The 23,467-nt window shown below is 36.3% G+C and carries 25 protein-coding genes and 3 tRNA genes; 18 read left to right on the forward strand and 10 right to left on the reverse strand.

Annotated elements, in window-relative coordinates; all coding sequences use genetic code 11:
• The first annotated feature begins 25 nt into the window (after positions 1-25).
• The 6 genes from C8J95_RS07930 to C8J95_RS07955 all read left to right on the forward strand — a co-directional run bounded on the left by C8J95_RS07930 (position 26) and on the right by C8J95_RS07955 (position 6,810).
• The gene (locus C8J95_RS07930) at positions 26-391 is read left to right on the forward strand and encodes a septal ring lytic transglycosylase RlpA family protein (RefSeq protein WP_255412748.1); all 366 of its coding nucleotides are present in this window, start codon (positions 26-28) and stop codon (positions 389-391) included.
• Positions 392-483: 92 nt separating this feature from the next.
• Complete coding sequence (locus C8J95_RS07935; RefSeq protein WP_107807874.1) at positions 484-1,734, forward strand: dicarboxylate/amino acid:cation symporter; 1,251 nt, start codon at positions 484-486, stop codon at positions 1,732-1,734.
• 16 nt (positions 1,735-1,750) lie between these two features.
• Positions 1,751-3,391 (forward strand): alkaline phosphatase PafA, encoded by a 1,641-nt coding sequence (gene pafA / locus C8J95_RS07940; protein WP_107807875.1) that lies wholly within the window; start codon positions 1,751-1,753, stop codon positions 3,389-3,391.
• An 84-nt stretch (positions 3,392-3,475) separates the two neighbouring features.
• A complete protein-coding gene (locus C8J95_RS07945; protein WP_107807876.1) occupies positions 3,476-3,925 on the forward strand; it encodes a hypothetical protein in 450 nt (149 codons plus the stop codon).
• 55 nt (positions 3,926-3,980) lie between these two features.
• On the forward strand, positions 3,981-6,065 hold the full coding sequence (locus C8J95_RS07950; protein ID WP_107807877.1) for a WG repeat-containing protein: 2,085 nt from the start codon (positions 3,981-3,983) through the stop codon (positions 6,063-6,065).
• Positions 6,066-6,078: 13 nt separating this feature from the next.
• A complete protein-coding gene (locus C8J95_RS07955; RefSeq protein ID WP_107807878.1) occupies positions 6,079-6,810 on the forward strand; it encodes a membrane lipoprotein lipid attachment site-containing protein in 732 nt (243 codons plus the stop codon).
• 48 nt (positions 6,811-6,858) lie between these two features.
• Here C8J95_RS07955 and C8J95_RS07960 read toward each other — a convergent pair whose 3' ends face one another.
• Positions 6,859-7,407, reverse strand: coding sequence for a DUF4136 domain-containing protein (locus C8J95_RS07960; protein ID WP_107807879.1), 549 nt, complete (start codon positions 7,405-7,407; stop codon positions 6,859-6,861).
• A gap of 11 nt (positions 7,408-7,418) precedes the next feature.
• Positions 7,419-7,592 (reverse strand): DUF5522 domain-containing protein, encoded by a 174-nt coding sequence (locus C8J95_RS18665; RefSeq protein ID WP_021348876.1) that lies wholly within the window; start codon positions 7,590-7,592, stop codon positions 7,419-7,421.
• Between the two features lie 35 nt (positions 7,593-7,627).
• Here C8J95_RS18665 and C8J95_RS07965 point away from each other — a divergent pair, with 35 nt between their 5' ends.
• The 4 genes from C8J95_RS07965 to hemL are packed head-to-tail and all read left to right on the forward strand — an operon-like array spanning position 7,628 to position 11,178.
• Complete coding sequence (locus tag C8J95_RS07965) at positions 7,628-7,954, forward strand: hypothetical protein (protein WP_059324233.1); 327 nt, start codon at positions 7,628-7,630, stop codon at positions 7,952-7,954.
• 1 nt (position 7,955) lies between these two features.
• Positions 7,956-8,867, forward strand: coding sequence for a 1-aminocyclopropane-1-carboxylate deaminase/D-cysteine desulfhydrase (locus tag C8J95_RS07970; protein WP_107807880.1), 912 nt, complete (start codon positions 7,956-7,958; stop codon positions 8,865-8,867).
• A complete protein-coding gene (locus tag C8J95_RS07975; protein WP_107807881.1) occupies positions 8,864-9,904 on the forward strand; it encodes a glucosaminidase domain-containing protein in 1,041 nt (346 codons plus the stop codon). Before C8J95_RS07970 ends, C8J95_RS07975 begins: the two co-directional genes overlap by 4 nt.
• A complete protein-coding gene (gene hemL, locus C8J95_RS07980; RefSeq protein ID WP_107807882.1) occupies positions 9,904-11,178 on the forward strand; it encodes a glutamate-1-semialdehyde 2,1-aminomutase in 1,275 nt (424 codons plus the stop codon). The genes C8J95_RS07975 and hemL overlap by 1 nt, the downstream gene beginning before the upstream one ends.
• A 59-nt stretch (positions 11,179-11,237) precedes the next feature.
• On the opposite strand, the gene C8J95_RS07985 is transcribed toward hemL, so the two are convergent.
• Complete coding sequence (locus C8J95_RS07985; RefSeq protein WP_107807983.1) at positions 11,238-11,918, reverse strand: aspartate/glutamate racemase family protein; 681 nt, start codon at positions 11,916-11,918, stop codon at positions 11,238-11,240.
• Positions 11,919-12,007: 89 nt separating this feature from the next.
• Between C8J95_RS07985 and recG the strand changes: the two genes are divergently transcribed.
• Complete coding sequence (recG, locus tag C8J95_RS07990; RefSeq protein WP_107807883.1) at positions 12,008-14,098, forward strand: ATP-dependent DNA helicase RecG; 2,091 nt, start codon at positions 12,008-12,010, stop codon at positions 14,096-14,098.
• Positions 14,099-14,261: 163 nt separating this feature from the next.
• Here recG and C8J95_RS07995 read toward each other — a convergent pair whose 3' ends face one another.
• From C8J95_RS07995 to dapA, 3 genes are all read right to left on the reverse strand, one after another.
• Positions 14,262-15,404, reverse strand: a complete 1,143-nt coding sequence (locus C8J95_RS07995) for an Atu1372/SO_1960 family protein (protein ID WP_107807884.1) — start codon at positions 15,402-15,404, stop codon at positions 14,262-14,264.
• Positions 15,405-15,561: 157 nt separating this feature from the next.
• Complete coding sequence (locus C8J95_RS08000; protein WP_107807885.1) at positions 15,562-16,056, reverse strand: N-acetyltransferase; 495 nt, start codon at positions 16,054-16,056, stop codon at positions 15,562-15,564.
• Positions 16,057-16,176: 120 nt separating this feature from the next.
• The gene (gene dapA, locus C8J95_RS08005) at positions 16,177-17,049 is read right to left on the reverse strand and encodes a 4-hydroxy-tetrahydrodipicolinate synthase (RefSeq protein ID WP_107807886.1); all 873 of its coding nucleotides are present in this window, start codon (positions 17,047-17,049) and stop codon (positions 16,177-16,179) included.
• Positions 17,050-17,174: 125 nt separating this feature from the next.
• On the opposite strand from dapA, the gene C8J95_RS08010 reads away from it, so the two are divergent.
• Positions 17,175-17,849 (forward strand): DNA repair protein RecO, encoded by a 675-nt coding sequence (locus C8J95_RS08010; protein ID WP_107807887.1) that lies wholly within the window; start codon positions 17,175-17,177, stop codon positions 17,847-17,849.
• A 47-nt stretch (positions 17,850-17,896) separates the two neighbouring features.
• On the opposite strand, the gene C8J95_RS08015 is transcribed toward C8J95_RS08010, so the two are convergent.
• The gene (locus C8J95_RS08015; RefSeq protein ID WP_107807888.1) at positions 17,897-18,667 is read right to left on the reverse strand and encodes a hypothetical protein; all 771 of its coding nucleotides are present in this window, start codon (positions 18,665-18,667) and stop codon (positions 17,897-17,899) included.
• A 64-nt stretch (positions 18,668-18,731) separates the two neighbouring features.
• On the opposite strand from C8J95_RS08015, the gene C8J95_RS08020 reads away from it, so the two are divergent.
• A complete protein-coding gene (locus C8J95_RS08020) occupies positions 18,732-19,178 on the forward strand; it encodes an RNA-binding S4 domain-containing protein (protein ID WP_065081278.1) in 447 nt (148 codons plus the stop codon).
• Here C8J95_RS08020 and C8J95_RS08025 read toward each other — a convergent pair.
• Complete coding sequence (locus C8J95_RS08025; RefSeq protein WP_034868706.1) at positions 19,150-19,671, reverse strand: shikimate kinase; 522 nt, start codon at positions 19,669-19,671, stop codon at positions 19,150-19,152. The genes C8J95_RS08020 and C8J95_RS08025 overlap by 29 nt on opposite strands.
• A gap of 105 nt (positions 19,672-19,776) precedes the next feature.
• On the opposite strand from C8J95_RS08025, the gene C8J95_RS08030 reads away from it, so the two are divergent.
• The 4 genes from C8J95_RS08030 (at position 19,777) to C8J95_RS08045 (ending at position 20,616) form a co-directional block, all read left to right on the forward strand.
• Positions 19,777-19,849, forward strand: a tRNA-Lys gene (locus C8J95_RS08030).
• 36 nt (positions 19,850-19,885) lie between these two features.
• A tRNA-Leu gene (locus C8J95_RS08035) sits at positions 19,886-19,969 on the forward strand.
• A 49-nt stretch (positions 19,970-20,018) separates the two neighbouring features.
• Positions 20,019-20,091 (forward strand) — tRNA-Lys (locus tag C8J95_RS08040).
• A gap of 135 nt (positions 20,092-20,226) precedes the next feature.
• Entirely contained in the window at positions 20,227-20,616 is a 390-nt protein-coding gene (locus tag C8J95_RS08045; RefSeq protein WP_107807889.1) for a hypothetical protein, read from the forward strand.
• 62 nt (positions 20,617-20,678) lie between these two features.
• On the opposite strand, the gene C8J95_RS08050 is transcribed toward C8J95_RS08045, so the two are convergent.
• The gene (locus C8J95_RS08050; RefSeq protein ID WP_107807890.1) at positions 20,679-21,443 is read right to left on the reverse strand and encodes an exodeoxyribonuclease III; all 765 of its coding nucleotides are present in this window, start codon (positions 21,441-21,443) and stop codon (positions 20,679-20,681) included.
• A 104-nt stretch (positions 21,444-21,547) separates the two neighbouring features.
• Positions 21,548-22,537, reverse strand: coding sequence for a tRNA dihydrouridine synthase DusB (dusB, locus tag C8J95_RS08055; protein ID WP_107807891.1), 990 nt, complete (start codon positions 22,535-22,537; stop codon positions 21,548-21,550).
• 127 nt (positions 22,538-22,664) lie between these two features.
• Between dusB and C8J95_RS08060 the strand changes: the two genes are divergently transcribed.
• Positions 22,665-23,459, forward strand: a complete 795-nt coding sequence (locus C8J95_RS08060; protein ID WP_107807892.1) for a thymidylate synthase — start codon at positions 22,665-22,667, stop codon at positions 23,457-23,459.
• Positions 23,460-23,467: the final 8 nt, after the last annotated feature.

The raw sequence follows: 23,467 nt of genomic DNA on the forward strand, positions 1-23,467 counted from the left end.
CTCCTGTATGAAATTGATAAAACGAATGAGTAGAGTTATATTTCTGTTAACCCTGCTGCCGGCAATTGCTTGTAGTACGGTTAGTAATATGAAGTTAGGCGAAGAAAAGTCAACAACAGTTTCTTATTACAGCGATACGTTTAACGGACGCAAGACTTCCAGTGGTGAAGTTTTCGATAATGGTAAACTGACCGCTGCGCATGCAAATCTTCCTTTCGGTACCAGAGTATTGCTTACCAATGTTGCCACAGGAGACACCGTAACCGTAAAAGTAAACGACAGAGGATATCTTCATAAAGGAAGAGCCTTCGATATTACGAAGTCAGCTTTTAAGAAATTAGGAGATGTACGTAAGGGTGTGCTGAAAGTCACTTATAGGGTATTAGAATAAAGAAAAGCCTCGTATACAGAGGTTTTTTATTTAATACATACTAAATCAGAACTACAAGAAAATTAAATTATATTTGCAGGAGAGACAATTTTATGAAAGGACAAAATAAACTTTTTATTTCTATTATCGCTGCCCTTGTATTGGGTGTAATTATAGGAGCCATTGTTCACTTTAACTATCCAAAGGAAACTATTGATACTTTTTCCAAAAACATTAAACTTTTAGGTAGCTTATTTATTCGTCTGGTACAGATGATTATTGCGCCATTAGTATTCTCTACATTGGTAGTAGGTATCGCTAAAATGGGGGACATGAAAATGGTTGGACGTGTTGGTGCTAAAGCAATGACATGGTTCATTACAGCATCTTTAACATCATTATTAATAGGTCTGGTACTGGTTAACATTATGAAACCAGGTGAAGGAACTGATATTGTAATGAATGTAAGCGATGCAGGAGACTTATTAAAAACGCAAAGTGACTTTACGTTGGAACACTTTGTAAACCATATGGTGCCAAAGAGTATTTTCGAAGCTTTTTCCACAAACGAGATTCTGCAGATTGTAGTTTTCTCTGTAATTTTTGGGATTGCATTAGGTGCTTATGGTGAAAAAGGACAGATGGTAACAGATTTCCTGGATAAAATAGCTCACGTTGTATTAATCATGGTAAACTATGTTATGTGGTTTGCACCTTTAGGAGTATTGGGAGCCGTTGCAGCAGCCGTTGCAAAATATGGTTTCGAAATATTTACCCTTTATGCCCACTATTTACTGGCATTCGTTCTGGGGATTGCAGCACTATGGGCCGTACTACTTGGGGTTGGTTACCTGGTATTAGGAAAGAGACTAAAAGACTTATTAAGACATATAAAAACACCTTTATTAATTGCATTTACGACAACTAGTTCTGAAGCGGTTTTCCCAAAACTTGTAGAAGAATTAGAAAAATTCGGAGCACAGAATAAGATTATTTCATTTACACTTCCTTTAGGTTATTCTTTTAACCTGGATGGTAGTATGATGTATATGACTTTTGCATCTTTATTTATTGCTCAGGTATATGATATTCATATGCCTATTGAAAAGCAGTTACTAATGTTATTGGTACTAATGCTTACCAGTAAAGGTGTTGCAGGTGTGCCAAGAGCATCACTAATTGTTGTGGTTGCTACATGTTCTATGTTTGGTATTCCACCAGAAGGTATTGCCTTAATTCTGCCAATCGACCACTTCTGTGATATGGCGCGTAGTATGACCAATGTATTAGGAAATGCTTTGGCTACAACAGCTGTAGATAAGTGGGAGGGACACATTGCAGTAGAGCAGGAAAATATACATTAATAAATTAAAAATAATCATGTTAACACCGAAGAAGTGGTTGCTGGGAGTTCTTGTAGTATCAGGAATGCTGGGAGCCCAAAAAACTAATGCTGTACCAAGACCTAAACTTGTTGTAGGACTGGTAGTTGATCAGATGAGATGGGATTATCTTTACCGTTATTATAGCAAGTATGGTGAAGGAGGTTTTAAGAGAATGCTGAATACCGGTTTTTCGTTAAATAATGTTCATATAGACTATGTGCCTACAGTAACGGCAATTGGACATACCTCAATTTTTACAGGTTCGGTTCCTTCCATCCACGGAATTGCAGGAAATGACTGGTATGATAAAGAATTAGGGAAAAGTGTTTACTGTACATCCGATGAAACAGTACAACCGGTGGGAACTACTTCTAATGCTATAGGACAGCATTCACCAAGAAATCTTTGGTCTACAACTGTAACGGATCAGTTGGGGTTGGCAACAAACTTTACTTCTAAAGTTGTTGGTGTTTCATTGAAAGACAGAGCATCGATTCTGCCTGCAGGACACAACCCGACAGGAGCATTCTGGTTCGATGATACTACAGGTAAATTTATTACCAGTACATACTATACTAAAGAATTACCTAAATGGGTAAACGACTTCAACAATAAAAATGTTCCGGCTCAGCTGGTAGCTAATGGCTGGAATACATTATTGCCAATTAATCAGTATACAGAAAGTTCAGAAGATAATGTAGAATGGGAAGGCTTACTAGGAAGTAAAAAAACACCTACATTCCCTTATACAGATCTGGCTAAAGATTATGAAGCTAAAAAAGGATTAATTCGTACTACACCATTTGGAAACACTTTAACTCTTCAGATGGCAGATGCTGCTATTGATGGTAACCAAATGGGAGCTGATGATATTACGGACTTCCTTACAGTAAACCTGGCTTCAACGGATTATGTAGGACACAATTTTGGTCCAAACTCTATAGAAGTTGAGGATACTTATCTGAGATTAGACAGAGATTTGGCTGATTTCTTCAATAACCTTGATAAAAAAGTTGGAAAAGGAAACTACCTTGTATTCCTTTCTGCCGATCACGGTGCGGCACATTCTGTAGGCTTTATGCAAGCGCATAAAATGCCAACAGGCTTCTTTGTAGAAGATATGAAAAAAGAAATGAACGTTAAGCTGAAACAAAAATTCGGTGCTGATAATCTAATTGCAGCTGCAATGAACTATCAGGTTTATTTCGACAGAAAAGTTTTAGCAGATAGTAAATTAGAACTGGACGATGTACGAGATTACGTAATGGAAGAGCTTAAAAAAGAGCCATCTGTTCTGTATGTTCTTAGTACAGGAGAAATAGCGGAAGCTTCGATCCCGGAACCAATAAAATCCAGAGTGATCAATGGTTATAACTGGAAAAGAAGCGGAGATATTCAGATAATTTCTAAAGACGGATATCTTTCTGCGTATTCCAAAAAAGGAACAACACACAGTGTATGGAACTCTTATGACTCACATATTCCTCTACTCTTTATGGGATGGGGTATTAAGCAGGGAGAATCCAATCAGTCATACCATATGACGGATATTGCACCAACTGTTTCATCTTTACTTAAAATTCAGTTCCCCAGTGGTGCTGTTGGTAAACCAATTACCGAAGTTATAGGAAGATAAGCGATTAAAAATATTACTAAAATCCTGATGAGATATTTCTTATCAGGATTTTTTTATATTTAAATAACCAAATAACAGATAACGATGAAATATTTATATATTATTATAATACTATTATTGATTTCCTGGGCGCCGCAAGGCGAAATAAGTAATAATAAAGAGAAAGAGCAGCTGGACTGTTCCTGTTCAGAATATGATAATCACTCAGTTATCGGAACCAATATACATTTTGGCAAAAATGGAGTTTTGCTTCAGTGTGCTACTGTTATCCGTGCTTATGTGACAGATGAAAACGGGAAAAATGAACATGAAGAATCCCACATTAGCTGTATTGCTAAAAAAAATAAAACCTATAAGTTGGCAGACAGTATAACTTATTTTAATAAGAAGGATTGGGTAAAAGTACCCAAAGAAACATTTCTGAACAGGAAACAAACAATTATTGATAAACCTCATAGCAGTTTTTATCAGTTTGGATTGAATGAAAAATATCAAATAATTTCTGTAAATGAGTTTTATATCAATAAACGTTGATATATTTGGTTCTTAATTATTTCTACTTATTATATAAAACTAGACAAGACATCATATGAAAATAAAAAGTTTATTAGCTTTTCTTATCATCAGTATTATACTGGGATCATGCTCCAGTAAAGGAATTGAAGATATCGAAACAAAAGCTGATTATATCCAATCACGCTCCGGAATGTCTCAGAGCCAGTTGAAAGAGCAGCTAGATAAAGACGCAAAGTTTATAAAAAGCGTGATAGATACGGCTAACAGTGTTGAACTTTCCAGTAGTTTTTCCATGAGTGCCAAAGTCTCCGGGTCAGGAACTGGAGCTGTCAGAGATACTGCAAAAGCTTTTGGTTTGGGCTCCCCCGATTCTATCCGAAAAGATTTTAATGATATTAAAGAAGTCAATGCAGTTCAGTCTTTCAGATTGCCTGCTTCAGGATTTTCTTTTAATCCTTTGAAGGCAATGCAGAAAATAGACGCTTATGATGTCAAATACAAAATCAACAAAATCTTTGAAGGAAACAAAGAGATTACACCCGAAAACCTGAAATTAAAACAACCGGACAGTATAGCGGTAACGGCCAGCTATTCTTTTCCTGTAGCTTATGATACTTTGGTTATTAACAAGTCTAATCTTAAAGAGGCAACCTACAAGGGAACAAAAATTGAAATCGATAAGTTTGATGGGCAGTCAGCTGAAATTAGCATTCCAATCGAAATAGGTGCTAAGATTATTGGGCAGCAAGGCGTAACATCAAATGGTGTTTTGGTAGCAACCAGTAATTATTCGAGTTTCCCTTCTACAGGAATAAGCAATCAGGTGCTGGGAGAATTGCAGAAAATGCTAAATACTTTAAAGAAAGCAGGCGGAGAAGTTAATAAAGAAGCAGCGGTTAAAGACCTGCAGGAGCTTTCCGAAAAAGCCTTTACCTATAAAAACAAACTTCAGCAACTTACAAAAGATATTGATGAATTTGCCAAAGCAGACGATAAGAAACTGTCTTTTGCAAAAATAATGCGCATCATAGAAGAATTTACAAAAAAGTATAAGGATCTGATCGCTCCAAAAACCTCGAAAATAGAATTAGGATTTCCAGCAGAAGTAGACAAAATCTATTTTTATGTTGCTACAAAAGAAGAGATAATAAGTAAAGATTTAATGGCTTCTGCTTTGGTAAAACCTGAAGGCAATGAAGTATTCTTTGATGAAAAATCCGACCGATACGGAATCATAGACAAAAATTCCAATATTATCATTCCGGCAACTTATGAACAGTTAGAGAGAAAAGATGATCTGTATTTTACGAATCGTATAGATACAATAGAAACTTCTTATTTCCTGGATCTGAAAAATAAGAAATTGGAAAAACTGCCAGATGGTATGAATTATAAAAGAACCCTGAATAATGATTTTTCGTTATTTAACAATAAAGAGGATTATACAGGAGTTTTGAGAAATAATAAAGATGAGATTATTCCTTTCAAATACGATGATATTACAATGGCCGGAAATGTTTTTATAGCAAAAGCTACAAAAAGAGGACGACCATACTATGATTTCTATTCTATAAAAGGGAAAAAACTGGAAACACCATTTACCAAAGAAGTATCCACGACAGAAGGAAGTCCTAATATCGTTATTAAAGGAAAAGACAATAAGTATGGAGTGATAGATGAGAACGGAAAGCTGACGGTAGAAATGAAGCCTAATGAATTGCGGAGTATAGGACAAAATATGATTGCTTACAGAGAACTTCCGTCTAAAGAAATGGAGTATATGGATATTGAAAAGTTAGGAATTATGACAGGTGAAGGAAAAGTAATTTCACAACCACAGTACTCCTATGTTGGTAACTTCTCTAGTGGACTGGCTCCGGTAGCAATTTATGACTCGGGTAATTCTCCTTATTTCTATGTTAACACCAAAGGACAGCCTGTTTTTAATTATAAATTTGATGAAGCTTATCCTTTCTATAAAGGTTATGCACTTATTTTATCCAGCGGCGAATATTATTTAATCGATACCAAAGGAAATAAAGTTTTAACCTTCCCGGGAGGTGCCAATTACAAAGCAGATATTATAAATCATCCTACTGCACATTATAATATTAATGGGCAATACTACGATTACAAAGGAAATCCAGTTAAAATATAAAACATACTGAAAAATGAAAAAGATATTTATTATAATAACAGCCTTATTTCTGCTTGGTTCATGTAGTAAGGCTCCAGAGTATGGGAAGAATGTTTTAGATCTCAATAATTTTGACTTTAAATTAAACCTTGATAAATTTTTCAAAGATGAAAACGTATTTCGGGGTAAAACCGATTACTCAATTTCATCAGAAGAGCAAAGTATTAAAAACAGCACTGTACAACAAGACTATATTCAGTACAGTACAGTATCTATGAGTAAAAAGCGCCCGCTAGCCTCATTTGCAAATGTAAATTTTGAATCTTTAGGTCTATGTTCAGACGAAAATGATGAAAAGGTATTGTTAGTAAGTGCTCAGACTGATTATGCAACGTCAGCTGATATTATTAAAATTATTGATCAGCTGAACAAGGATTTTGGTGAAGCAGAGATTAAAGATATTGGTGGAAATGGTGATGAACTGATCCTGAGATGGGCAAAAGGAGATAAGGTAAGTATTTTCTCCGTGCGTATTCCGTTTACTCTGGAAAGTGCTTCTAATGAAGATAACACTAATAATTATTACAGTCAGAGCAATGAAGATAAAAAGAAAGAAATGTTCAATAATTCGCTATATCAACAGCTAAAAGATAAAATAAAAGAAGAGAAAGAGGTAAAATGTACACTTTTCTTTTCCAAGGCAGATTTTGATAAAGCTTTAGATCAGGCTTCAAGCTACTCAGGAGATTTAACTTCATACAGATAAAAAACGCCCCGGTTTTCCGGGGCGTTTTTTATACTCAAAAATTATGAATTATCTTTTGTTCTGCATCTGTTGCGGAGGATAATTTTTCAATACCTCAGTTACCATATTAGGGATTTGTTTAGCTTTGGTTTTAGGACTGTCTACATTCAATCCGCTACCGATTCCCTGCCATACTAATTTGTTGGTACGAGAGTCAACAAAATCCATTACCAGTGTACCTCTGTTATAGTAGTCTGTGTAGGTTCTGTTGTATCCCCAACCCATTCCCCAGTAAGGACCTCCCCAGCCCATTCCCCAGCCGTAGCCCCAAGGTGAAGTGGTTTGGATATCCTGGATTTCTTTATGTGTAGCTTTCAGATTAATTACAAGGTCTGCAGGAGAAGCTTCTGTCATTCCTTTAGCGTTCATCTGTTGTCTGATGGAGCCAATAACACGCTCCCTGTCAATATCATTCAGTTTAAGATCGTTCTGACGGATTTCATAAGTCCGGTATTGGTTGAAACTGGCACTCTGATCATAATCAGATCTTACATTGAAAGGACTACATGATCCTAAAGTAAGTATTGCTGCCAGAGCTATGATTACGTAATTTTTCATAATAGAGTCAATTATTTTTTCTTTTTGTTGAACGTATCTGTTTTTTTATCATACCCATACGGGCAGTGTTTACAACCATTCTTACAGCAATAACCACGCCTTAAATGGAATTTTTCAGTAAAAACTTTATAACCTTGTTCGTTATAATAAAAGTCTTCATTTTCTTTGATTGTATTCTCCTGCATAAGTTAAAATCTTAAATGATTTTTATCTTTGTCAAATGATTTTGGTATGTAAATCTTTACTCAAAAATACAAAAATTACGGCGATAACGTTATTCCCTTTTATTCTGTTGAAAAAAAAAGAATTGAAGGAAGATTTTGTATTGCTCAATCATGAGAAAATTCATCTGCGGCAACAGTTGGAATTGCTGATATTGCCGTTCTATATTTTGTATATGATAGAATACGGAATCAAGTATTTTAAACTGAAAAATGCACACAAAGCTTATCTTGCTATTTCCTTCGAGCGGGAAGCTTATGCAAAAGAAGATGATTTTGATTATCTGAAAAAAAGAAAATTCTGGAATTTTATAAAATACTGGTAGCATGCTGACACTTCCAAAAACTGAAATACCGATTCAGAAAATTAAATCCGGAGATGTGGAAATCTTTTTGAAAAGAGAAGATCTTATTCATCCTGATATTTCCGGAAATAAATACTGGAAATTATTTTATAATGTCAATGATTATTTAAATCAAAAAATAGAAAAGCCCTTTATCATTACATTCGGAGGTGCTTTCTCAAATCATATTGCTACAGTTGCAGCGTTTGGCAGGATTTTTAGTATTCCTACTATGGGGATTATCCGGGGGGAAGAACTGGAAACCAGATTTTTAGAAAATGTTACACTGAGAAAAGCGCATGAAAACGGAATGGACTTTAGATTTGTAAACCGAACGGGCTACCGGGATAAAGATGCAATAACAGAAAAACTCAGAAAAGAGTTTCCGGAAGCACTAATTGTACCGGAAGGAGGAAGTAATCTGCAAGCTGTTGAGGGTATGAAGTTTATGTTGACAGAACATACAAAAGATTTTGATTACCTTTGCACGGCTGTTGGTACAGGCGGAAGTATTGCGGGGATTTCTAAGTATGCGGAAGAGAACCAGAAGGTTATCGGATTTACGGTTGTCAGAGATGTTAGTCTCGAGCAAAGGATCAGAGAACTGAGTACTAAGAATAACTTTAATCTGATTGAAGCAGATTACGGTGGCTATGGTAAAATATCCAATGAAATTGTACGTTTTATAAACGATTTTTGGAAGCAATACAATATCCCGCTGGATCCTGTGTATACAGGTAAGATGATGATGAGACTCTTTCAGTTAGTCGAAGAAAGATTTTTTCCTACCGGCAGCAAAATATTGGCTTTCCATACAGGAGGTTTGCAGGGAATTGAAGGAGCCAACCAGTTATTAAGAAATAAAAACAGAAATACGATAGAGATTAGGTTATGAAGAAACTTTTAAGTATATGTCTTGTTGTTTTGGCATTTGCAGTAAAAGCCCAAACGTGGAATACAGAAGAGCAATATATCCAGAGATTTGCTCCTTATGCTGTAGAAGAAATGGAATTGTATAAAGTACCTGCAAGTATTACTCTTGCTCAGGGGCTTATTGAAACAGCTGGAGGGCAAAGCCGACTAGCTCAGGAAGGAAAAAACCACTTTGGTATCAAATGTAAAGAAACCTGGACAGGTAAGACAATGTCCCATACAGACGATGCTCCAAACGAATGCTTCAGAGTTTATGAATCTCCCAAAGATTCTTACAGAGATCACTCTCTGTTTTTAACAACCAGAAAGCATTACAGTCCACTTTTCCTTTTAGATGTTAAAGATTACAAAGCATGGGCTTACGGACTTAAAAGATCCGGATATGCAACTAACCCTAGCTACGCCCCGGCGCTAATCAGAAAAATTGAACAATACAGACTTTATGAGTTCGATAATATCTCGAGTGATAAAGTTTATGCAACCTTACTAAACAGATATCCAGACCTTAAAAATGATGCTGTATTTATGGCTCAGGTATCTCAGAATAAGAAAAATAAAGATATTCCTGTTCAGACAGTAGTTTATCAGGAACCTAAAAAGAAAGCTGAAGAAACAAGACTTGTTACACCTCAGGCTATCTTAGATAATATTCTGGTGAAAAATCACCCTAACGGAGATCTTAAATTCATCGTAATTCCTGAGAAAATAGATCTTTCTTATATTTCTCAGAAATATGGAGTTTCTGTGTCCAGATTAATGAAGTACAACGAATTGGACGGAACTCAGCTACAGAAAAACCAGATCGTATTTTTAGAATCTAAAAACTCTTCCGGAAATCAGAAAACTTACAATGCAAAAACAGGAGAAACGATGTATGATATCTCCCAGAAGTTTGCAATAAAATTGGCAAAACTTTATAAAAAGAACAGAATGTCTTTTGGAGAGCAGCTAGTAGCCGGTCAATTAGTGTATTTAGATTCTAAAAAACCAAGAAATTAATGTTATACCAAAGAAGTAGTGCTCTTTTTGATGAAGCACAACGCTATATCCCTGGAGGAGTTAACTCTCCCGTTAGAGCTTTCAGATCAGTAGGAGGAGTTCCGGTATTTATGAAGTCAGCAAAAGGAGCTTATCTTACCGATGCAGATGACAGACAATATGTGGATTATATCAACTCATGGGGGCCTGCAATTGTAGGACATACCCATCCTGTGGTATTAGAAGCAATTCAGAAGCAGGCAGAAAGTGGTTTTTCTTTCGGAGCACCGACTGAGTTGGAAACCGAAATTGCAAAACTTATTACAAGTGTTGTCCCGAATATAGATAAAATCAGAATGGTATCTTCCGGAACAGAAGCATGTATGAGTGCTATTCGTTTAGCACGTGGTTATACCGGAAAAGATAAATTTATAAAATTTGAAGGATGTTACCATGGGCACTCAGATTCATTCCTGATAAAAGCAGGAAGTGGAGCTGCAACCTTTGGAGATCCAAACAGTCCTGGAGTTACAAAAGGGACAGCTCAGGATACTTTACTGGCAAGATATAATGATATCGGGCAGGTAAAAGAATTGTTTAGCCAGAACGAAGGTCAGATTGCTGCGGTTATTGTAGAGCCTGTTGCCGGAAATATGGGGTGTGTACTTCCTGAAAATGATTTTCTGCAAAAACTAAGACAGGTTTGTGATGAACATAAAGCTTTGCTTATTTTTGATGAAGTAATGACAGGTTTCCGTCTGAGTATGGGGGGTGCACAGGAAGCTTTAGGTGTAAATGCTGATATCGTAACTTTTGGTAAAGTTATCGGAGGTGGGATGCCGGTAGGTGCATTTGCTGCACGTAATGAAATTATGGATAATCTTTCTCCTTTAGGAAGTGTATATCAGGCAGGAACTTTAAGTGGTAATCCGCTGGCAATGCGTGCAGGTTTAACAACATTGCAATTGATTAAAGAAGACAAAGACTTCTTCAACAGGATTAACAAAACAACAGAAACTTTGGGTCAGGAGATTACCAAAATTCTTACTGAAAAAGGAATAGCACATCATATTAATCGTTTTGGCAGTATGATGTCAGTATTCTTCAATACCAATAAGGTTTCTGATTTTGATGAAGCTGCACAGGCAGATCATACTACATTTAATAAATTCTTCCATCATCTATTGGCGGAAGGTATTTATTTGCCGCCAAGTGGATACGAAACATGGTTTATTTCTGATGCAATTAAAGATGCAGAAGTAGATAAAACATTGGAAGCAATCAGAAAGTTTTAAGATTAATACTTTATTGATAATAAAAACGAGCCTCAAAAGGGCTCGTTTTGTTTTTTTTGTTAGAATATACTCATTGCTTTCTCACATTGGATTTGCAGGGTATCTATAAGGTTCACCGAGCTATCCATTTGTTTGTACAAAAGGGGAATTTCTGTACAGCCTAATATAAAAGCATCCAGATGGCTGTATTTTTCATTAAGTTTTTCAAAATAAGCTATAGATTCTGGTGTTACAGGTTTTCCTGAGGAAAGCTGAATTTGTATTTTCTGGATTTCCGTTCTCTCTTCTTCGTCCGGAATTACAACATTAATATCAGCCTGAATGAGAGGTTCCTTAAAGAAATCGCTTTCCATTGTATACTTGGTACCGAGAAGTAAAACATTTTTATAGTTATTATTTAGAATATATTCTTTGGTAAGTTCTATAATATGGAATACCGGAACATTGATTTCTAATTCATGTTTTATAAGATCAAAAGCTTTATGTAAAGTATTGTTAGCAATCATCACACAAGATGGATTGCTATCCAATAATACCTGAAGTTCCTTTTTTAATAGTTGTGGAATTATGTCCCAACCGTCATTATAATTACTTTTGATTTCGTTGTAATCGATACTGTAGAGTAAAATCGGACATGAATGGAACGCTCCGAACTTTTGGTTGTAAAGCTTATTGAGGGTTTCATAGTATAATATTGTAGAAGGATAACTTGTACCTCCTAATATTCCTATTTTTTTCATTACTGAAGGGTATTTTAATTTTATGGTTAAGGTATAAAAACTTTTATAATCCGTTACTTTTCCCGAAATTCGGGCAGCAAATATAAGACTTGGAATTATCAACTCCTATAGAATACCTTAAAGGCATTGGGCCTGAGCGGGCGAAGCTCATTAAAAACGTTTTGGATCTCCATAAGGTAGAGGACTTTCTGACCTTTTATCCCATTCGTTATATCGACAAAAGTAAACTTTACAAAGTTGGTGAATTAAGAGAAATAAACAATGAAATTCCGCTGAAAGGCAGGATTACCGATATTCAGGAAGTAGCGTATGCCAAGGGAAGGCGTATGGTGGCCAAATTCAGAGATGAAACCGGAACAATGGAGCTTGTCTGGTTTAAATACTCTAAATGGCTAAAAGAACAAATTCCGCTCAATACAGAAGTTGTAATCTTCGGAAGAGTACAGGTTTTCAACAATGTATTCTCTATGCCGCATCCTGAAATTGAAAAAAATGAGAATAAAGAAAATTCTCCCACGCTTTTACCTGTCTATCCAAGTAGTGAAAAACTGACAAAGCGAGGGATTAATAATCGCTTTTTTCAGCAGATATTACTCGAAATTATCTCGAATGTTCCCACATTTATTGACGAAAATCTTCCTTCAGGTTTATTGAAGGGGCTTAAGCTTATATCCAGGGTAGATGCTTATCAGAATATTCATTTTCCTAAAAATAGTCAGTGGCAGAAGGCAGCAGACAGAAGGTTGAAATTTGAAGAAGCATTCTTTTTTCAGTTAGGTTATGGTTTGAAAAAGAAACATAACAAAACCTCATCTCTGGGTAATCCTTTTCCGTTGGTCGGAGATTATTTTACCGGATTTTATGAAAATAACCTTCCGTTCGAGCTTACAAATGCTCAGAAAAGAGTTCTGAAAGAAATAAGAAACGATATGAAACTTCCGGTGCAGATGAATAGATTGCTGCAGGGAGATGTTGGATCCGGAAAAACAATGGTTGCTCTTTTATCAATGCTTATAGCATTGGATAATGGGTTTCAGAGTTGTTTGATGGCGCCGACTGAGATTTTAGCTCAGCAGCATTTCAACGGAATCTCAGATCTTTTATATGGGACCGGCATCAAGGTAAAGTTATTAACGGGATCTACCAAAACATCCGAAAGGAAAGTTATCCACGAAATGCTGGAAAATGGAACTCTGCCTATTATTGTAGGTACACATGCATTACTGGAAGACAAAGTGAAGTTCAAAAAACTGGGGCTGGCTATTATCGACGAACAGCACCGCTTTGGTGTTGCACAGCGGGCAAAATTATGGGCAAAAAATGTGATACCACCACATATTCTGGTGATGACAGCAACACCAATTCCCAGAACATTGGCAATGAGTTTTTATTCGGATCTCGACGTTTCGGTAATTGATGAAATGCCAGTTGGAAGAAAACCTATTGTTACAGCACATCGTAAAGAAAAGGACCGTTTGTATGTTTTTAATTTTGCTAAAGAAGAGATTGCTAAAGGCAGACAGATTTATTTCGTTTATCCTCTGATCGAAGAAAGTGAAACACTGGATTATAAAAATCTGAGTGACGGTTTCGATGTTGTAAAAGAGTTTTTTCCGGTACCCGATTACGATGTGGTTATGCTTCATGGTAAAATGAAGCCCGATGAAAAAGATGCTGCAATGCAATATTTTGCCAGCGGTAAAGCACAGATTATGGTTGCCACTACTGTAATAGAGGTAGGGGTAAATGTACCAAATGCCTCGGTAATGATTATAGAAAGTGCTGAAAGATTTGGCCTGTCTCAGTTGCATCAGCTACGTGGCCGTGTGGGGCGTGGTGCCGAACAAAGTTATTGTATTTTGATGACGTCTGATAAGATGACACAGGACAGTCGGAAACGTATCAAAACAATGGTAGAAACTAATGACGGGTTCAGAATTTCTGAAGTCGATATGGAACTCCGAGGACCTGGTGACATATTGGGAACACAGCAGAGTGGCGTTATTGATTTTAAAAAATTAGATCTGATCCAGGATTCTAATATTATTAAAGCAGCAAAAGAATGTGTGGAAAAGTTATTGGAAACAGATCCGCTATTAGCTTTCCAGGAGCATCAGGGAATGAAAAACTATTATGTCCGCCAGTATAAAGGGAAAAATAAGTGGGCGAAAATTAGCTGATGAAACTGTAACCTATTTTACATTCAGCAGACTCTTTCGTCTTAAATAAATTTTTTCAAAAATCTTCGACAGGCCCAGAATGACTGAGTAACAGTATCTGTTATATTATATTGTCAGGCTGAGCCTGTCGAAGCTCTGTTTATTAAAAGAGTAGAAAAATATTTTATTCTACTTCAAAAATAGCCTGTATTTCTACAGAAGAATTTACCGGCAGGGAAGATGCTCCCAAGGTGCCTCTTGCATGTTTGCCTTTCTCTCCAAACACTTCAACAGTAAGATCAGACGCAATGTTCATAAGATCAGCATGCTTGGTATAATCATTTGGAGTATTAAAAATACCGGTTAGCTGCACACATTGTTTAACCTTGTTCAGATCACCGCCTGTAGCCTCTTTTAGAACGGCTAATACATTCAGCATCGTAACTTTTGTTGCTTCTTTTACCTGCTGTTCGTTTACTTCTGTTCCAAGTTTCCCGGGATTAACAATTTTGCCGTCTTTCAGGGCAACCTGATTAATGAATATTAGATTACCTGATCGTACATAGGGCTGATAATTTCCTGCAGGTTTTGGAACCAGAGGCAAAACAATTTGTTTTTGCTGTAGTAGAGTATTGATATCTATACCTTCTTGTTCTTGGGTGATCTCCTTTTGGGAAAATGTACCTTTTAGCGCCAATGACGCTTTTGCTATAGTTTTTCCTTGTAGCTCTGCCAGATAACGTTCACTTTGACTTGGACGTTCTGTATTTTTTACCGAACTAAGACTTGTAGTTCCTAATACAGTGTTTCCTTGTGGAATTTTTTTGTCAATATTTTCATTTCCTCTTATTCCGGTAGGTATCAAAATCATTCCGTGTACAGCAAGGCTATTCCAGAAAGATTGTATCGCCAGTTCTTTACCGGCTCCGCTGCCTGCAGACATAAATACAGTGGCAGGAATTCCTTCCAGGGCGTGGTTGGTCCACAGACTAACTGTTTTTGAAAGAAATTCACTCATTCCGGTACTTATATTACCAAAGTAAATAGGGGAACCAAAAGCAATACCATCGTATGAAGATAACTCGTTTACTGATGCTACGGGTATATTATTTAGTTTAGGGTTTGAAGATGCTTTTACTTGCCGTATTACCGCTTGTACATTTTTTACACTTTCAATACCTCTGGCTACCTCTTTTGCCAGTTCATAAGTGCCACCGTTATCCGAGTAAAATAAAACCAGTACTTTGGCTTTATGCTCTTGTGCTATAGAAATATTTATAGCGAGTATAGTGAGAATACCCGCTAAAATAATATGTAGCTTTTTCATTTTTTGTCTGTTAAGATTAGATTGCAAAAATAGCAACGCTGCTTTTATTAATTTTGACAAAAAATATATTTAAAACGACAAATGTGTTTATAATAACATTCCGGCTTTATTATATGCCTTATGAATAAGAGCCAAATATTTATTCGAATGTAATATTCTAAACAAAAAATTCCATTAGGTAATCGTCCATTACATAACCATTTCCGATGTCGAATACTCCTTCTTCATAAACTTTGAATCCCTGGGATTCATAGAAGTCTTTAGCGTTGTTATATTTGTTTACATTTAGGATAATACGCTCATTGTCATTGTCGGATACATGGTTCTTTAGATAATTTAGTGCAAACTTTCCCAGACCTTTACCTTTAGCTTCAGGTACCATGTATATGCGGTGAAGTTTAGTCGTTTTGGGTTCATAGTTGAACTGATATCCTATAAAGCCACCAAAATTCTCCTCATCATCTTTTATCAGAAAGTATCTCCAGTTAGGATCTTCCATCTGGGATGAAATTTCTTTTTCAGAATACATTTCGGCCATCATATAGCTGATTTGTGCAGGGCTAAGAATTTTTGAATAGGCCATTTCCCATGATCTTTTAGCCAAATCCTGAATCAACGGAATATCCTTTGGTGTAGCTTCTAATACTTTCATTTTGTTGTTATTTTGTTACGACGTATTTTCCCCATAGAATAGCGAGAATCGAAGCATAAAGATATAAAAAAAAGCACCCGGTGGATGCTTTCAGATAAATGTTTTTATTACATCAGATGACTAGATTTTAGTCATTTCTGCTTTTATTTTTTGTTCTAAACTTTCAGATGCAGTTACCAATGGTAATCTTAGATAGTTTTTAACAATCCCCAGTTCTGCAAGTACATATTTAACTCCTGTAGGATTTCCTTCTGAAAAGATCAAACGTGTAATTTCCACAAGCTTGTTATGGATTTTATATGCTTCCTTAGCATTGCCTTCGATACCTAATTGGATCATCTGTGCAAACTCTTTAGGGTAAGCCTGTCCAATTACAGAGATCACACCATCTGCGCCAGCTAAGGTTACAGGTAATGCAAATTCATCGTCTCCGGAAACAAGACTAAAGTTCTCAGGTTTTTGACGAAGGATGTCAAAATACTGGTTGATATTTGGAGCTGCTTCTTTAATCATTACAAGATTAGGAAACTCATTCGCTAAACGAAGAGTAGTTGATGCTTCAATGTTTTGTCCGGTTCTTCCCGGTACATTGTAAACAATAATATTTTTTCCTGTAGAAGCTAATGCTTTATAATGCTGATAAAGTCCTTCCTGATTAGGTTTGTTATAATATGGAGAAACTGAAAGGATTGCGTCGAATGCTGAAGTATCAGCTTCGTTAATTTGTTTTACAACTTCTGCAGTGTTATTCCCTCCGATTCCTAAAACCAATGGTAAACGACCATTGTTAACCTTTATAACGTGTTTGACTACCTTATCCTTCTCCTCATCATTAAGTGTAGCAGCTTCAGCTGTTGTTCCTAAAACTACTAAATAACTGGTTCCGTTTTCGATATTGAATTCTACTAATCTTGTAAGTGAATCAAAATCTACGGACAAATCTTCATTGAAGGGTGTGACTAGTGCAACACCTACTCCGGATAATTTATTCATAGTACGTTAAAAATTAAGTATTCAAATGTAGGGATTTTTTCTGTGTTTTCAGGTTATACGTGTATAAAAATCTATTATTAACTCCTATATTTGCAATCGGTTACTTGGCTATAAAGTAAAGAATAATGGTACAGGAGAAGGGTTTTCTTATTTCATATCTTAAATACGGAGAAAATGATGCCGTCCTTCATATTTATACACATAATGAAGGATACAAAAGCTATTTTCTGAAAGGAATTTACTCCAAAAGAAATAAAAAGAAAGCACTGTTACAGTTCTTGTTCGAAATACAGTTTACGACAAGCCCTAAAGCATCCGGTCTGCCATTAATTTCGGATTTGCAAGCTTATGGCCAACTTCCCGAATGGAATATTAAAACGAATGCTTTGCAGTTTTTTATTGCTGATGTACTGAGCAATATCCTCCGGAATGAAGCTCAAAATGAGAGTATCTATTCCAAAATTTCTGATTTTATAGACCAGCTGAAAAAAGAGAATATATCCGCACATGTTCATTTTTTAGTTATTCTGACAGAAGACTTCGGAATAAAGCCATTACTGAATGATGCTACCTATCTAAATCCTGAAAAAGGAGTATATGAGCCCTTTTCTTCACACCATTGTTTTGATGATAGTACTTCAGGATTGTGGAAAAGTATTTTAGAAGAGGGTTATTCCATAAAGCTGACGAATGTGGAACGAAGAAGACTTCTGGAAAGTATCTTGGTATATTATAGTATTCATATACCGGAATTTAAAAATCCAGCCTCACTGGAAGTTCTTCAGCAAATCTGGGCATAAAAAAACCTGCTGTATTAAGCAGGTTGTATTTTATTTCTGAGATTAATCTATTCTTCAGAAGATGTTCTTTCTTTGGATCCGTATAATTGGAAGTTGAAGAAGAAGCTGTAATCATTAAGAGATGCCCCTACATAGTTGTAATGAGGATCTTTAGCAAATGCCGCTCTGGAAGGGACGATAATTAATCCCTGAAGGTTATAATTATCTGTAACTTGTTTAGTAAAAGATTTGAATAATTTGATAGCCTCCTGAAAGCCTTCGATTTCGAAATAGCTATTTGTAACTTTTACCGTATTATTAGTAGTGGCAGCATCCAGTCTCTTTTGTTCAGAAGCAATTAATGCCTTTTTAGCATAGAACCATAATGGGTCATTTACCGGAACTCCACCCTGATCTACAGTATTGAAAAATGGAAGAGAACCTGTAAACATAATTTTATCGTCTGTACCTTTAATTGCGCGGGTTGCGAAACCTACCTGCATAATTTGTAATACATTTTTATCTTTTACATCAGTAGCACCATCAGTAGGTTGAGCATTTGGACGGATTACATAGATTACACCAGATGGTAATGTTTTCGCCAATGTGGATAACTTTATATTTTTGTCATCCGGCTTATTGGTATCATCAAATGTTTTGATCTTTCCTCTTTCATCAAAGTAATGGGTATCTAAGTAATCTTTTATCGCAGTATCATCATAGGAATTTTGCGTAGCCTGATCTACATTCGGGATAAGATTTTGATTGTAGTAATTGTCATTTCTACATGAATTTAGTACAGTAGAAGCTACCAACAAACCTAATAATAATTTTTTCATTGTATCTTTATAAAATTATTGACTATTCTTAAACGTATATAACTACGCAAAAGTATAAAAAAATATGAGAATTGATAAATTTTTATGGAGTGTAAGATTCTATAAGACCAGAAGTATTGCAACTGAGGAAATTAAAAAGAACAGAGTTAGTATTGGCGGGCAGGTTGTAAAGTCTTCTAAAGAGGTAACAGAGGGGGATGTGATCACGATCCGTAAAAACCAGATTGACTATAAAATAAAAGTAATACAGGTTCCTAAAAGTAGAATTGGGGCGAAACTAGTAACCCTGCACATTAAAGATATGACGGATTCCGAGCAATATGCACTACTGGAATCCCGTAGACTGGCTCAGGATTATTACCGTCAGAAAGGAGAGGGGAGACCTACCAAAAAAGACCGTCGGGAAATGGACGGCTTTCTTGATGTAGATGATGACGATGAAGAAGAAGCAGAACCATCAGATAAAGATTGGGACAACTTCTTTAATGATGAAGCTGAAGGTGATGAATAATCTCATTTGAGATTTCTTCATCAGTTTTATTATCCGTGTCTATAATAAACTCGGCTTCGTTATAGTAAGTATTCCTTTCAAATAAATGTTTTGCGATAAACTCCGGAAGATCTTCTTCACTTATTCTGGCAATAAGAGGACGTTTATCTTTTTGTTTCGATAGCCTTTCTGCTAGAGTACCCACTTTAGCTCTCAAATAAAAACTTTTAGAATGTCTGGTGATGGTATCCATGTTATTATAATAAACAGGGGTACCTCCGCCAAGGCTTAATATGATGTTTTCTTCCGAAGAAAGGAGTTGTTCCAATATATGTTTCTCCGCTTTTCTAAAACCCAGTTCCCCCATTTCTTTGAAAATTGTGGGAATGTCTTTTCCTAGGTGCAAAGAAATTTCTTTATCGAGGTCAAATAATTTAAAATTTATTTTCTGGGCGAGGGTTCTGGATATGTGAGACTTACCACTGCCCATGTAGCCTAATAGCGAAATGATCATGATTTTTTTTTAAACAAATGTCCAAAAAAATTTTGAGATATAAAAAAAAGCAGTATCTTTGCACCACTTTAGAAACAGAGATAAACACTGATTAATAAAGTGACCGACCTGGTAGCTCAGCTGGTAGAGCAATACACTTTTAATGTATGGGTCCTGGGTTCGAATCCCAGCCAGGTCACTACTCAAAAAAATGTCTCACTAGAGAAATTTTTTTGCCTGTGTGGTGAAATTGGTAGACACGCCATCTTGAGGGGGTGGTATCCAATAGGATGTGCTGGTTCGAATCCAGTCACAGGCACACAGAGAAAAATAATTTTGAATAATAAGTCTTTAGACTTTACATTCAAGACCTGGTAGCTCAGCTGGTAGAGCAATACACTTTTAATGTATGGGTCCTGGGTTCGAATCCCAGCCAGGTCACAATTTAATTTGAATTTTTTTCATATTAATATTTTGTGATTTGGTGTTTTAAAAGCCTTTCAGTAACCTGAAGGGCTTTTAATTTTTTTATGAAGTTCTCCTTTTTATCCCTATATTTACGCTAAAGTACTCCCTATGAAAAATGTATTGAAGATTGTATTTGGTATGCTGCTCTTTGTCGCTTTTGCTGCATGCAGAGGAAATGAAGATAGTTTGCCGCCAAGTAATAAAATACAGGGGGAATGGATATTGCAGAATACAGTAGCCGGCAGAACGGTTACCTATAACTTCAGGGCTAGCGATGTAGTTGTTACAGAATCAGGTTCTGTAACAAGTTCAAATACCTATTCGTATTCTGTAGTCTATGAAAACTATAAAGACCCTAAAAGCCAGGATCAGAAACAAGATGTTGTGTATATTGGAGGAAATAAATTTGTATTGACCTTTGAAGGGTCAGGCCGGATGATACTAACTAATCCTAATTCAACACCGATAGTGAAGCTGGAATTTGAAAGACGAAGATAACCTGGTTATAACAATAGAAAATAAAAAAAAGACAAATTACACAGGAATTTGTCTTTTTGCTTTTACAGATCTAACTCTACCATTACAGGGCAGTGATCGGAATGCATAGCCTCTGGTAGTATAATAGCTCTTTGGATTTTATCTTTCAGTGTATTGCTTACCATGTTGTAATCTAATCGCCAGCCTTTGTTGTTGGCTCTTGCATTAGCGCGATAGCTCCACCAGCTGTATTGTTGTGTTTCCGGATTTTTATAGCGGAAAGCATCGGTAAATTCTCCTTCGTCTAAGAATTTGGACAGATACTCTCTTTCCATAGGTAAAAAGCCAGATACACTAGCTAAACGAATCGGATCGTGAATATCAATAGCTTCGTGACAGATATTGAAATCTCCACAAACAATAAGGTTAGGAATCGTTTTACGGAGTTCCTGCAGATAGTTTAAGAAGTCATAACAGAACTGCATTTTCAGGTCCAGTCGCGAAATGTTAGTTGCGGAAGGCACATAAACAGAGATTACCGAAAAATTATCGAAATCCAGCCTTATTACCCGGCCTTCGAAATCTATATAATCTATTCCTGTTCCGTATTCTATATGATTAGGTTTGTGCTTTGTAGCGATACCTACGCCGCTGTAACCTTTTTTCTGTGCGGAATACCAGTAACTTTCATACTGAAGATCACTGAATGCTCCTATATTGATTTGTTCCGGTTGTGCCTTGCTTTCCTGGAAGCAAATAATATCAGGATTTGCAAAAGATAACCATGTAGTAAAGTCCTTTGCAAAAGCTGCACGAATCCCGTTAACGTTATAGCTGATAATTTTCATAAATTTAATTAGAGATTTGAGATCAGAAACAAATGTATCATTTAATTTACCTTTTACAGGTAAATCAATTGTTATGTCTCTGAATTAATATTTTGTGCTTCGTATCAGATTTCAACATTTTCAAACTGATTCTTAGCCTCGTTAATAAGTTCATTAAGTTCAATCAGCGTCAAAGCCTGAAGGAATTTGGATTTTAATTCTTTGAAATGAGGTATTCCTTTGAAGTAGTTATTGTAATGCTGGCGCATCTCTACTAATCCGGGTCTTTCACCTTTCCACTCTACAGACCATTCTGCATGTTGTTGTACTGCAAGAAGTCTGTCTTTTACAGTTGGTTTAGGCAAGTTTTCCCCGGTTTGGAAGAAATGTTTAATCTCATTAAAGATCCAAGGATATCCGATAGCACCACGGCCGATCATAATACCGTCGCAGTTGTATTTCTGCTTATATTCTAAAGCTTTTTCCGGTGAATCGATATCTCCGTTTCCGAAAATTGGAATCTCGATATTCGGATTGTTTTTTATACGGGAAATATGGTTCCAGTCGGCTTCACCTTTATACATTTGTGCACGTGTTCTTGCGTGGATGGTTAGTGCTTTAATCCCGGTTTCCTGTAGCCTTTCAGCTACCTCATCAATATTAATAGATTCTGTATCCCAGCCTAGCCTTGTTTTCACGGTTACAGGTAGGTGAGTAGAATTTACAACGGCCTTGGTAAGACGTACCATCAGATCAATATCCTTCAACACTCCTGCACCTGCACCTTTGCACACCACTTTTTTTACCGGACAACCAAAGTTAATGTCTACAAGATCCGGTTCTACAGTTTCTACAATTCTGGCAGACATTGCCATTGCCTCTTCATCTCCTCCAAATATCTGGATACCTACAGGCCTTTCGTAATCGAAAATATCTAATTTTTTTCGACTCTTTATTGCATCTCTGATCAATCCTTCGGAGGAAATAAATTCAGAATACATAAGGTCCGCACCATGCATTTTGCAAAGTCTGCGGAAAGGGGGATCCGAAACATCTTCCATCGGAGCTAAAAGCAGCGGGAAGTCAGGAAGTTCTATGTTACCAATTTTTACCATAAGTTGTGCAAAATTACGATTTTTAGATGAAATCAATAAATGAAACAGGTATAGTCGAAGACATAAATTTTTGAGATGTAGAGAGTAATTTCTATATTTGTTGACAGTAATATTTACGCTACCCGACATGCAAAACTACCTTCATTTACTTCAAGATATTTTAGATAACGGATCAGATAAAACAGACAGAACAGGTACAGGAACCAGAAGTTTATTCGGGTATCAGTTGCGTTATGACCTGTCTAAAGGCTTTCCATTAGTAACTACTAAAAAGGTTCACCTTAAATCTATTGTCTATGAACTGCTTTGGTTTCTGAAGGGAGATACAAACATTAAATACCTTAAGGATAATGGTGTTTCCATATGGGATGAATGGGCAGATGAGAACGGTGATCTGGGACCTGTATACGGTGCTCAGTGGAGAAGTTGGAGAGGAGCGGATAATAAAGTTGTAGATCAGATTTCTGAAGTAATCGATCAGATTAAAAAGAATCCTGATTCCCGAAGACTTATTGTTTCTGCATGGAACGTTGCTGAAATCCCAAATATGGCATTGGCACCTTGTCATGCAATGTTTCAGTTTTATGTAGCGGATGGAAAGCTGTCTTTGCAGCTATACCAGAGAAGTGCCGATGTTTTCCTGGGAGTTCCTTTTAACATTGCAAGTTATGCCTTGTTATTAATGATGGTAGCGCAGGTTACAGGGCTTCAGGTTGGCGATTATGTACATAGCTTCGGAGATGTACACATTTATAATAACCACTTTGAACAGGTAAACAGACAGCTGGCACGTGATCCGAGACCTTTACCGGTAATGAAGATAAATCCTGATGTAAAAGATATCTTCGATTTTAAATTTGAGGATTTCGAATTACTGAATTATGATCCGCACCCAGGTATTAAAGCACCTGTTGCTATTTAAAATAAATA

Source organism: Elizabethkingia sp. YR214, assembly GCF_003058195.1.
GTDB lineage: Bacteria > Bacteroidota > Bacteroidia > Flavobacteriales > Weeksellaceae > Elizabethkingia.